This is a genomic window from Bacteroides sp. RTP31139st1_H2_RTP31139_211217 (genome assembly GCF_040227615.1).
Lineage (GTDB): Bacteria > Bacteroidota > Bacteroidia > Bacteroidales > Bacteroidaceae > Bacteroides > Bacteroides uniformis.
The window spans coordinates 1082-13397 of record NZ_JBCNZM010000021.1; the positions used below are offsets into that span (position 1 = coordinate 1082).

Genomic DNA, 12316 nt, shown 5'->3' on the forward strand with positions numbered 1-12316 from the left:
GTATAGTTGATGACCGCCAGTTCGTCGGGCTGGTCCTTGTGATAACTGACATGTTCCTTGCGGAAGTTCTTGGGGTATTTCTTACCGAACATTTCGTTGAGATGTTCGCGGGCATAGTCCAACTTTTCGCTGCGGGAGACAAGAATGTAGAAGTCTGCCATCATCATGATGCCCTCTAGCAGCGGCATAGCACTTTCGTTGAGGTTTTCCCAAACCTGGTCGCCTACGAAAAGCAGTTTGGCTTCGGAATGGTTCACGATGTTGTGTACATTGTCTGCCTTGAACTCGTGAAGGATGGGGACGATTACCGCACCGTAGGTCAATGTTGCGAGGAACGTTACGCCCCAGTGGGAACTGTTGCGGCCACAGACGGCAATCTTATCGCCTTTCTTGATGCCGCTTGCCTCGAAAATGATATGCAGCTTTTCTATTTTGCGGGCTACGTCCTTATATTGTAGGGTTGCTCCCTTGTAATCGGTCAAAGCGTCTAAATCCCAATTTTCCTTTATGCTATTCTCTATATAGGCGATAAAACTTTGTTCCATGATATTTAATTGCACATTTGGTTGAAAATTGTGCAAATATAAGGGTTTATATATAGAAAGCAAACTTTTATAAGGAAAATAGTTTTTATGGTGGCTATTTGTTAAAATTCGACAGTTATACCTAAAGTAGGCAGGATAGTGCCGCTTTCCTGCTTGAGGTATTTCATTTTATAGCGCTGTTCGGCAACGGGAGCGGACGGATTTTCGATGATGCCCGTACTCATTATCACATCCGGTTGCTTCAGTTTGTTGCCGGTGATATTCTGTATGTCCAGGTAGATTCCTATCATGCAGTGATGGAAGTAGAAGGACTTGTCCACACGCAAGTCTAACTGGGCAAATTTGGGAAGCCGCCCGGTATTGTAGTACGCATAGTCGTAGTAAGGCTGTCCTTTGGCATCCCATGCTTCTACGAGTGATGATTTGTCTTCATCATAGGGAGTGTAGGGGCTGCCGCCTATATAGCTTAGCTTGCCTCCTATGCTCCAGCGCTGGGACAGGTTGTATGTACCGCTCATGTTGAGGATGAAACGGTTGTCCCAGGCGGATGGAATGAAGTCTCCATCTGGACGGTTGCGGTATTCGCTGCGGTATAAGGTGAAGGAAGATACGAGATTGAACTTGCCGGATGCCTGCCAGCGGAACATGGTTTCCAGTCCGTAGGCCCTTCCGCTGGCTGTAGGGACGAGTGTTTCGTTGCCGGTGACACCGTAATCGTTTCCTTTGCATGCCAACGGAATGTTGTCTTGGAGGGAAAGTGGCATACGGCTGTAACGCTTGAAGAAACCTTCTGCAGAAACCATGAGCCGGTCTTGCAGGTGCCAGTCCAGACCGAGGCTGCTTTCAAAGACCTGCATGTACTTCAGGCCTTTGTTGAGATATTGCCCTTCATTGTCTTTATATCCTAAAGCGGTGTAGGGAGGCGATTGGTGGTAGAGGCCGGTACTTCCGCTCAGGGTCCATTGTTCCGAGAGTTTGTAGGATGCAGAGAGGCGTGGGGAGAACTGTTTCCAGAGCTGCCGCATCTTTCGGTTGTAAGTGTTGCCGTCCATACGGATACCGGCAGAAAGTGCCAGACGCTTGTCGGCGGTGGTATAGTCGGAAGAGAAGAAAGCCCCCCAGCCGAAGATGTTGAGTGAGGTTTCGTAGATGGAGAGCGTACCCGAATGACTGCCGTATAGTCTTTGCCGGCTGTGGTTTGCATAGATGGAGTTGTTCAGTTCTGCTCCTTCCTTTAGGGTCCATGCTCCCAAGCGCGTTTGGTTTTCAAAACGCAGGGTGGTCTTTTGCTCTGTGGAGCGTAGGCGCAGGGTCAGGTTATCTTCGGAAGAGTCATCGTTGTTGCGGTATTTCAGATTACGGTTGTTCAGGTAGTTATGGCTCAGTATGAGGGATTGCACGTGCCTTCCATTGTAGTGTCTGTAAGAGGCTCCGAGAGTGAATGTTTCCTGATGGATGGTGGGGAGATAGCTGAGCAGATATTCGGCATCTTCTCCTTTTTCATCGGTATTCAGTTTCATCTTGTCAATGCCTGCAAGACCAAGCAGGGTCAGCTCGCTGTGCTCGTTGAAACGGGTTTTTGTTTTGAATTGTCCGTCTATGAAATTGGGCAGGAAGGGCAGTCCCAAAGCTTTGAACAAGAGTTGCAGGTAGGACTGGCGTGCGGAAAACAGATAAGTGGTGCGCTGCCCCAGATGGCCTGCTCCGCTGAGCGAGACTTCCGATGCGCCGATGGTGGCTTTGAACGCCTGCTTGTCCGGATTTCCGTCCTTGAGGCGGAAGTCGAGGACGGAACTCAAGGCTCCGGAGCGGTTGGCGGGGAAGGCACCCGTATAAAATGTAATCTCACGTATCAGGTCGGCATTGACAATGCTTACCGGTCCTCCGGATGCACCTTGAGTGGCAAAGTGGTTGATGTTGGGAATTTCGATGCCATCCATATAAAAGCGGTTTTCGGAAGGAGAACCGCCCCGAACAATCAAGTCGTTGCGATAGCCGATGGGAGAGAAAGAGACGCCGGGATAGGAGCGTACGATGCGCGAGACATCCCGGTTGGCTCCGGGACTTTTCTCTATTTCCTGCAAGCCGATGATACGCCTGCTGACTGGGCTTTCGATACTTCGCCGGAAGGGGGAAGGCACCACCACTACTGTGTTCAGCAGATTGGCATCCTCTTCCATCTCTATCTCGATGAACGGGGTTGAGGCTGAAACAATATATTCGGGGGTGGAAACAGTCTGGTATCCTATGCAGGATACCTCAAGGCTATAGATGCCCGGAGGTACCTGCTCTATCTTGAATGTGCCGAGTGAATCGGTGGACGCCCCTTTCCCGGGGATGCCGGCAACGAAAACGTTGGCGTAGGCCACGGGTTGTCTGGACTGTCTGTCGATGACTTTGCCGCGAACGGAATAGGTCACGGGAACCATCATGGCATGTACGGTTGGGCTGATACCTGATAAAAGTATCAGCAATATAAACAATACAGCTCCCACCTTGTGCCGCATGACATTCATGGCTAATCAGACGTCACTAATTACTTTCCCAAGTACCATCGGTACATGCGTTGCACACCTTCCTCGATATCAATCTTATGATGCCATCCCAATGCATGTAACTTGCCGGGATCGGTCAGTTTGCGCATGGTGCCGTCGGGTTTGGAAGTGTCGAAGGTCAGCCGGCCTTGATAACCTACGGTGTTGACAATCAGTTCTGCCAACTGGCGGATAGTGATTTCCTTGCCCGTACCGATATTGATGTGGCAGTTGCGGATTTCCTTGTCGTCCAGCTTGAAGGTATCTTTGAAGTCGACGTGTTCCATGACGAAGACGCTGGCATCTGCCATCTCCTCGCTCCAGAGGAATTCGCGCAAGGGGGTGCCGGTACCCCATAATCTCACTTCTTCTTCTCTGATGCCGTATTTCCGGAGGATATTCAGAATGTCCTCTTTGCTGCTGTCGCCGTTGATGCCTTCTACCGGACGCAGGTTCATGTCGTGGCGTACGGCATTCCAGTCGCCTTGTTTCAGGCAGTGGGCAAGGTGTATCTTGCGTATCATGGCGGGGAGCACGTGGCTGCGTTCCAGGTCGAAGTTGTCGTTGGGGCCGTAAAGGTTGGTGGGCATCACGGCAATGTAGTTCGTACCATATTGAAGATTGAAGCTTTCGCACATTTTCAGTCCGGCTATTTTGGCGATGGCATAGGGCTCGTTCGTGTATTCCAGCGGAGAAGTGAGGAGTGCGTCTTCTTTCATCGGCTGTTCGGCATCACGGGGATAGATGCAGGTGCTGCCCAGAAAGAGAAGTTTTTTCACTCCGTGGCGGAAGCTTTCGCCGATGACGTTCTGCTGTATCTGCAAGTTCTTGTAGATGAAGTCGGCACGGTAGATACTGTTGGCCATGATGCCACCCACAAAGGCGGCGGCAAGGAATACATATTCGGGCTGTTCCTCGTCGAAGAAGCGGCGTACGGCAACTCCGTCGAGCAGATCGAGTTCTGTGTGGGTCTTGCCGATGAGATTGGTGTATCCTTTCTCCTCAAGATTTTTCCAGATGGCAGAACCTACCAGTCCCCGGTGGCCTGCTACATATATTTTGGCATTTTTGTCTAACATTGTTGTCTGAAAGTTTAATAGTTCATTCAAAGCTCTTTGCTTCTTAAATACAGTTTCTTCACAAATTTCATGTCGTGCTCTGCCATGATGCGTACCAACTCTTCAAAACTGGTCTGCCTCGGATTCCATCCCAGCAGTGTTTTTGCTTTGGTGGGGTCGCCCAGCAATTGTTCCACTTCGGCAGGCCGGAAATATTTGGGGTCGACTTCCACGAGGACTTTTCCGGTCTGTGTGTCGATACCCTTCTCATCCACTCCCTGGCCTTCCCAGCACAGAGTGATGCCTACCTCCCGGAATGCCAGTGTCGCAAATTCGCGTACGGTATGCATTTCTCCGGTGGCAATGACGAAGTCTTCGGGGGTGTCGTGCTGCAGGATGAGCCACATGCACTCGATGTAGTCTTTGGCATATCCCCAGTCGCGCCGGGCATCCAGATTGCCCAGATACAGCTTGTCCTGGAAGCCTTGGGCGATGCGGGCAGCCGCCAGTGTGATTTTTCTTGTCACGAAGGTTTCACCTCGGCGTTCGCTCTCGTGGTTGAAGAGTATGCCGTTTACAGCAAACATGCCATAGCTTTCGCGGTAGTTCTTTGTAATCCAAAAGCCATACTGTTTGGCTACGCCATAGGGGCTGCGGGGATAGAACGGGGTCGTTTCGCTTTGCGGCACTTCCTGCACTTTTCCGAAGAGCTCGGAAGTGGAGGCCTGGTAGATGCGTGTCTTCTTTTCCATACCGAGAATGCGTACGGCTTCGAGCATGCGCAGGGTGCCTACGGCATCGGTTTCGGCGGTATATTCGGGCACGTCGAAGGATACTTTGACATGGCTTTGGGCGGCAAGGTTATATATTTCGTCCGGCTGCACACTCTGGATGATACGGATGAGAGAGCTGGAGTCTGTCATGTCTCCATAGTGCAGATTAATGGTACGTTTCTGTTTCATGTCGCGTACCCACTCATCGAAGTAGAGGTGTTCGATGCGGCCGGTGTTGAAAGAGGAAGAGCGACGCAGGATACCGTGCACTTCATATCCTTTCTGCAGGAGGAATTCGGCAAGGAACGAGCCGTCCTGCCCGGTAATGCCGGAGATAAGGGCTTTCTTCATAATGTATGCTTCTTGTTATTATGTCTTTTCGGACTGCAATATTCGTTATTTTCCACGAGATGGCAAAATATAAACTATTTCTTTCCCATCACTTTGTCGATAATCAGTGCGATTGCCCCGTCGCCCGTCACATTGCAGGCAGTACCGAAGCTGTCCATCGCTATGTATAGTGCAATCATCAGCGCTTGTGCCGACTCGTCGAAGCCCAGCATGGATTGCAGGATGCCCAGTGATGCCATGATGGCGCCTCCCGGTACCCCGGGAGCGGCTACCATAGTGATGCCCAGCATGAAGATAAATCCTGCAAATAGAGGGAAATCATGGGGCATGCCTTGCATTATCATCAGTGCCAGGGCGCATGCCACAATCTTCAATGTGCTGCCCGACAGATGGATGGTGGCGCAAAGTGGGATGACGAATCCGGCAATATCGGCAGAGATGCCGTTCTTCCGACTTTGCTCCAATGTTACAGGGATAGTGGCGGCACTGGATTGAGTGCCTAGAGCCGTGAAGTAGGCAGGCATCATTCGTCCCAGTAGTTTGAGAGGGTTCTTGCGGACAAACAGTGCCGCAATGCTGTATTGGAATACCAGGAGAAAGATGTGAAGCAGGAAGATTACACCGATAATCTTAATAAAGACCATCAGGATGCCGAATACTTGTCCACTGTGCGTCATGTTGAGGAAAATGCCGAAAATATAGATGGGAAGCAGCGGCAATATCACTGCACTGATCATGCGGATGACAATCTCTTGAAAATCGCGTGCCGCATTTTTCAGTACCTCACTTTTCAGATGAGCCAGGCCCAGCCCCAGTGTGAAGGCAAGTACGAGTGCGGTCATAACATTCATCAAGGGCGGGATACCCACGGAAAAATAGGGAAGAATGCCTTGAGACTCACTGACTTCTTCTAACGGCACCCCGGTTTCTATGAGGGAAGGAAATACCGCCATACCGGTGAAATAGGAGAGAAAGCCGGAGAATAAGGTAGCTCCGTAAGCAATGAGCGCCGTGACGACCAGCATCCGTCCGGCTCCTTTGCCGATGTCGGCAATGGCAATCGTGACCAGTCCCACAATGATGAGGGGGATGGAGAAGTTCAGGAATTCACTGAAAATGGCATTGAATGTTACGAACAGCCGTACCAGCGAAGCCGGTAGGAAATTTCCGAAAAGTATACCTAAGATAATGGCAATGATGATGCGTGGCAATAGTCCGATGTGGAAGTTCTTCATGAGCATTGGTTTTCTGTCTGGTTGAAAAATAGGCTTTCGCTGACAAAAGTACTATTTTATTTTCGTAATTCATACGAACAAATGCTGTTAGCATTTTGTTTCCATATAAAGACAAAATTTACATGAATATGAAGAATTTAAATAAAACAGACATTGGACTTATCGGTCTGGCAGTTATGGGCGAGAATTTGGCCCTCAATATGGCAGATAAGGGATGGAATGTTTCGGTATATAATCGTACGGTTCCGGGAGTGGAAGAAGGGGTGGTGGAGCGTTTTGTGAACGGCCGCGCCAAAGGGAAAAAAATTGAAGGCTATACAGATATAGCCGAATTTGTAACTTCCATTGCCATACCCCGCAAAATAATGATGATGGTTCGTGCCGGCAGTGCGGTGGATGAACTGATGGAACAGCTGTTTCCCCATTTGTCCGAAGGGGATATCCTGATTGACGGTGGTAATTCCAATTATGAGGACACCAACCGGCGTGTGGCATTGGCCGAAAAGAAAGGCTTCCGTTTTGTGGGAGCTGGAGTTTCCGGTGGAGAGGAAGGAGCGCTGAACGGCGCGTCTATCATGCCCGGAGGATCTGAAAGTGCCTGGCCTGAGGTGAAGCCTATCCTGCAGAGTATTGCGGCAAAAGCATCTGACGGTACCCCGTGCTGCCAGTGGATTGGTCCTGCCGGTTCCGGTCATTTCGTCAAGATGATACATAACGGTATCGAATATGGAGATATGCAGCTTATTGCCGAAGCTTATTGGGTGATGAAGAATCTGCTTGGTCTGGACAATGGACAGATGGCGGAAATCTTTGCTGATTGGAATGAGGGTAAGTTGCGTAGCTATCTCATTGAAATTACCGCCAACATACTGCGTCATAAGGACAAATCAGGAGGTTACCTGATAGATAAGATATTGGATACCGCCGGACAGAAAGGTACGGGCAAGTGGTCCGTTATCAATGCGATGGAGCTGGGCATGCCGTTGGGGCTGATTGCTACGGCTGTGTTCGAACGTAGTTTGTCGGCACAGAAGGGCTTGCGTGAAACGGCTTCCAAGCAATTTGTATGCCGACGCTCGCAGGCGGTGTACAACAAGTCGGAGATGGTGAAGGATATCTATTCCGCACTCTATGCTTCCAAATTAGTGTCATATGCTCAGGGATTCGCCGTGTTGCAGCGTGCATCCGACGCTTTTGCCTGGAACCTCGATTTGGCATCCATCGCACGCATGTGGCGGGGCGGCTGCATCATCCGTAGTATTTTCCTGAACGACATAGCTACGGCTTTCGAGGCAAAAGACAAGCCCAAACATCTGCTGTTGGCTCCTTATTTCAAAAATGAAATGCAGCTGTTGCTTTCCGGCTGGAAACATCTGGTGGCACAATCCATGAAAGAGGAACTTCCGGTGCCTGCATTCTCGTCCGCCTTGAATTATTTCTATTCGCTGGTGTCTGCCAAGTTGCCTGCCAATATGATTCAGGCGCAACGTGACTATTTTGGTGCGCATACCTTTGAAAGGACAGACGAGTTGCGTGGACAGTTTTTCCATGAAAATTGGACGGGACACGGAGGAGATACGAAATCGGGTACGTACAATGTGTGAGAAAGGGGGAGAAGATGATGAATAAATTAGTGATTGTTATATTCGGCGCTTCGGGTGACTTGACGAAGCGCAAACTGATGCCGGCGCTCTATACTTTATATAGTGGCGGGCGGTTACCGGAAGGATTCTCCATTCTGGGGATAGGACGCACCGAGTATACGGATGCCCGTTACCAAGAATATATAATGAGTGAATTGAGTAAGTTCGTAGCTTCCAAAGAGCAGGTGGAAGATAAAATGAGGGATTTTTGCAGCCATCTGCATTACCAGACATTGGATCCCGCCGAGGTTGAAGGCTATCACCTGCTGGACGGACGTTTACAAGAGTTTACCGGTGAGAAGAAACCGGACAACCTGCTGTTCTATCTGGCTACTCCACCTTCCTTGTACGGTGTCATTCCCTTGCACTTGAAGGCGGCCGGTCTGAACCGTCCTGATACGCGTATCATCGTTGAAAAGCCGTTCGGTTACGATTTGGAGTCAGCCAGAAAGCTGAATAGCATTTATGCTTCCGTTTTCAAGGAGCATCAGATTTACCGCATCGACCATTTTCTGGGTAAGGAAACGGCGCAGAACATTCTCGCCTTCCGTTTTGCCAACGGAATCTTCGAACCGCTATGGAACCGTAATTATATAGACTATGTGGAGATTACAGCCGTAGAGAATCTGGGTATCGAAGGACGTGGCGGATTCTATGAAGGTGCCGGAGCCCTGCGCGATATGGTACAAAACCACCTCATACAGCTTGTGGCGCTCACTGCATTGGAACCGCCTGCCGTTTTCAATGCCGATAATTTCCGCAACGAGGTGGTGAAGGTCTATGAGTCATTGGCCCCCTTGACAGAGGAGGATTTGGAGGAACACATTGTCCGCGGACAATATACGGCTTTGGGCTCGAAAGCCGGGTATAGGGAAGAGAAGAACGTGGCACCTGATTCGCGTACCGAAACGTATATTGCCATGAAAATCGGTATTAACAACTGGCGGTGGAAGGGTGTTCCTTTCTATATCCGTACCGGCAAACAAATGCCGACAAAGGTGACTGAGATTGTTGTACATTTCCGTGAGACGCCCCATCAGATGTTTCGTTGCGAGGGTGGACATTGTCCCCGTGCGAATAAGCTGATTCTCCGCCTGCAGCCCAATGAAGGCATTGTGCTGAAATTCGGCATGAAGACTCCCGGACCGGGATTTGACGTGAAGCAGGTGATGATGGACTTCAGTTATGACCAGTTGGGCGGGCTGCCTACCGGCGATGCCTATGCCCGTCTGATAGAGGACTGCATACAAGGTGACCCTACACTCTTTACCCGCAGCGACGCGGTAGAGGCTTCATGGCGCTTTTTCGATCCCGTGTTGCGCTATTGGAAAGAGCATACGGATGCTCCTTTATATGGGTATCCCGTAGGTACGTGGGGACCTTTGGAAAGTGAAGCGATGATGCACGAACATGGTGCTGAGTGGACCAATCCGTGTAAGAATTTGACTAATACAGATGAATATTGCGAGTTATGAAAAGTTATGTTTACCATTCGGCTACAGCTACGGCACATGCGTTGATTGAACATTTGATTGCGATGATGGAGCGTGAGCCGGAAAAGACCTTTTATTTTGCATTCAGTGGGGGAAGTACTCCTTCGCTGATGTTTGACATTTGGGCCAACGAGTACAAGGAGGTGACTCCTTGGATGCGGATGCGGATTTATTGGGTGGATGAACGGTGTGTGCCGGCAGAGGATTATGAGAGCAATTATGGTACCATGCGCCGTTTGCTGTTGGATGAAGTAGGCATGCCTGATGAATACGTTTATCCTATTTATGGAGTGAACCGCCCGGAGATTGAAGCAAAGAACTATTCGACGCTGGTTTGCCGCACGGTTCCGCTTTGGGGTGGCTTCCCGGCCTTCGATGTCGTTTTGCTCGGTGCTGGAGACGACGGGCATACCTCCTCTATCTTTCCGGGGCAGGAATATCTGCTTTCTTCCTTTCATCCTTATGAGGTGAGTGTCAATCCCTATAATGGGCAGAAACGCATAGCCATGACCGGCTGCCTTTTGTTTGCTGCGAAGAATCTTATTTTCTTTATTACCGGCAAGAATAAGGCGGATGTGGTCCGCGATATTCTTGATTCCGGGGATACCGGTCCGGCAGCTTATGTGGCCCACCATGCCGAGCGTGTGGAATTGTTCCTCGATGCTCAGGCCAATGGCGGGAAAATGTCTACTTAGATGTACCGCTCTCCAGAATGCTTACGATGGAGAATAATGTAAAGCAGATGCCTCCCAAACCTGCCAGTACGCGTGCAGGGACAAAATAGGCATTGTGCAGGCTTGCCATCTCAAACAGAAAGGCGGAGAGAAACAGACAAGCCAGGGCCGTGAAGACCGGAATCAGCGGGATGCGGTTGGCCAGCTTGAAAGTGTTCCGCCAGATGGCGGCAAGTAGTATGACTTTGCTGGAAATGCTGTAGCATACCAGTCCCAGGCCTATCATAATATATCCTGTGGAGGAGAGTGCCGGATTGCTGTTGGCCAAGACCAGAAGTCCCCAGAGAATGCTGATGCTGCCCATTATCAAAACAAGGGCCGGCCATTGTTTCCGTTCAGACTTTGTATAGTTGTTGCGTATCTGGCGGACGATGGTTGCAACCAGCGCCACCAAGCTGGAACAGATACAAGCAAGTCCTGCCATGACATGGCCTGCTACATAATATGCATTGTGCTCGCTGCTTTTTGACAATAGCCAGAAGGCCCATATCCATGCCATTACTGCCATAAGGGTGGCAACTGCTATCAGGATATATCCCTGGGAGGAATTGAATGCATCGGCAGGTTGTAGCTGGTCGGTACGTTCCGAGTTGGCGGGAATGAGGGTGAAGCGGGTGGAGGCTGTGGCTGTGGTAGCTACACAAGCTGTGATGAAACCGACTCCGCAAATCACGTGTCCTGCCACGAAATTGCTTGCCGTGGCAGCTTCGTGCATATAATTCCAACCATAGATTACTGTGAGTACGGCTGCCAGGTAACCAATAACCGGAAGTGCGTATCTGGCTATCGGATTGTAGGTATGAATAATTTGTCTAATGATTGTTGCCGCTGTGGCGAACAAGGCAATGCAAATCATCCCTAAGGAAAATACTACCGGACCGGCCACAAATTTTGCCGAATCCAGTCCTTCGTGGAGCACAAAGGCTCCGTAGCCGAAACAGAAAAGGGCCATCAACAAGGGTATAGCCCTGAAAAGAATACTGATACCGTAATTCATAACTGTTGTTTTTAGAGTTTCCTCTTCAAACAGCGTTTCTGTGGCTTTGTTCCTCCTTTTAAGATTTATTTGTGATGAGAAGTGTTTCCCTGTCCGTATTTAGGGAGCCAGCCTCTCCTTTTTCCAGCTGCCATCCGCTTGTTGGGAATAGAGGAAACGGTCGTGTAGCCTGCTTTCCCGTCCTTGCCAGAATTCAAAACGGAAAGGGGTGACGGCAAAACCTCCCCAGTTGTCGGGACGTTTGATACTTTGCCCTATCCATGTTGCCGCTTCGCGGACGAACGCGCGCATTATCTCCATACGGCTGCCGATGACGTGACTTTGGGGTGAAATCCTCGCCCCGATTTTACTTTTGTAAGGCCTGCTTGCAAAATAGGCGTCAGAATCGGCAGGAGCGCATCTTTCAGCTTTTCCTTCAATGTGTATTTGCCTTTCCAGTTTGTGCCATACGAAAGATAAGGATATATACGGATTTGCAGTCAGTTGCCGGCCTTTTCTGCTTTCGTAGTTGGTGAAGAAGATGAACCGGCCATTTTCCACCCCTTTCAGCAACACTGTGCGTGTAGAGGGATGTCCGTCTGACGAGACTGTAGCTACCGTCATGGCGGTGGGCTCGTACTCATCACTATGGATAGCATCGTTCAGCCAATGGTCGAATTGCTCAAGGGGATTGTCGTTGAGGTTACCCGGTGTCAGCCTGCCTTTCTTATATTCTCTTCTGATGTCAAAGAGTTGTGATTTCATTATCGTGTGGTTTTATCAGGAGTGATATATTGTTTTTCTATGTAACAGTCTGAGAGGGCTGAATGTTTTTGTTTTTCTGCGGAAAGAAAAATATGGAAGAAGGAAATGGCTGTGTTGATACTTAAAAAAATGGGGGTGTGTCAAAATTCACCACAGATTACACGGATTAACACAGAATGAGCTTAATCTACTGATAGTCAAAGATACTT

Annotated in this window: 10 protein-coding genes; 3 read left to right on the forward strand and 7 right to left on the reverse strand. The window is 49.7% G+C overall.

Features of this window, described 5'->3' with window-relative positions:
• The 5 genes from ABUA47_RS05255 to ABUA47_RS05275 all read right to left on the reverse strand — a co-directional run.
• Window positions 1–545: AMP-binding protein (locus ABUA47_RS05255; RefSeq protein WP_349831452.1), on the reverse strand; the 545-nt coding region annotated here is incomplete at its 3' end.
• A gap of 101 nt (window positions 546–646) precedes the next feature.
• Entirely contained in the window at window positions 647–3061 is a 2415-nt protein-coding gene (locus ABUA47_RS05260) for a TonB-dependent receptor (protein WP_349831450.1), read from the reverse strand.
• Window positions 3062–3081: 20 nt separating this feature from the next.
• Window positions 3082–4158: a GDP-L-fucose synthase family protein gene (locus ABUA47_RS05265; RefSeq protein WP_035448170.1), complete on the reverse strand. Its 1077-nt coding sequence runs from the start codon at window positions 4156–4158 to the stop codon at window positions 3082–3084.
• A 26-nt stretch (window positions 4159–4184) separates the two neighbouring features.
• On the reverse strand, window positions 4185–5261 hold the full coding sequence (gmd, locus tag ABUA47_RS05270) for a GDP-mannose 4,6-dehydratase (RefSeq protein ID WP_005836261.1): 1077 nt from the start codon (window positions 5259–5261) through the stop codon (window positions 4185–4187).
• A gap of 74 nt (window positions 5262–5335) precedes the next feature.
• Window positions 5336–6496 (reverse strand): dicarboxylate/amino acid:cation symporter, encoded by a 1161-nt coding sequence (locus ABUA47_RS05275; protein ID WP_347774775.1) that lies wholly within the window; start codon window positions 6494–6496, stop codon window positions 5336–5338.
• Between the two features lie 128 nt (window positions 6497–6624).
• On the opposite strand from ABUA47_RS05275, the gene gnd reads away from it, so the two are divergent.
• From gnd to pgl, 3 genes are read left to right on the forward strand one after another with little or no spacing between them, the layout of a single operon-like run.
• Window positions 6625–8100 (forward strand): decarboxylating NADP(+)-dependent phosphogluconate dehydrogenase, encoded by a 1476-nt coding sequence (gnd, locus tag ABUA47_RS05280; protein ID WP_034523384.1) that lies wholly within the window; start codon window positions 6625–6627, stop codon window positions 8098–8100.
• A 17-nt stretch (window positions 8101–8117) separates the two neighbouring features.
• Window positions 8118–9614, forward strand: a complete 1497-nt coding sequence (gene zwf / locus ABUA47_RS05285; protein WP_035449216.1) for a glucose-6-phosphate dehydrogenase — start codon at window positions 8118–8120, stop codon at window positions 9612–9614.
• On the forward strand, window positions 9611–10327 hold the full coding sequence (gene pgl / locus ABUA47_RS05290) for a 6-phosphogluconolactonase (protein ID WP_005836269.1): 717 nt from the start codon (window positions 9611–9613) through the stop codon (window positions 10325–10327). Before zwf ends, pgl begins: the two co-directional genes overlap by 4 nt.
• Here pgl and ABUA47_RS05295 read toward each other — a convergent pair.
• Window positions 10320–11363 carry a DUF2776 family protein gene (locus ABUA47_RS05295; RefSeq protein ID WP_005828056.1) on the reverse strand — a complete coding sequence of 348 codons (1044 nt, stop codon included), beginning with the start codon at window positions 11361–11363 and terminating at the stop codon, window positions 10320–10322. The genes pgl and ABUA47_RS05295 overlap by 8 nt on opposite strands.
• 99 nt (window positions 11364–11462) lie before the next feature.
• Complete coding sequence (pdxH, locus tag ABUA47_RS05300; RefSeq protein WP_035448172.1) at window positions 11463–12107, reverse strand: pyridoxamine 5'-phosphate oxidase; 645 nt, start codon at window positions 12105–12107, stop codon at window positions 11463–11465.
• Between the last annotated feature and the right edge of the window lie 209 nt (window positions 12108–12316).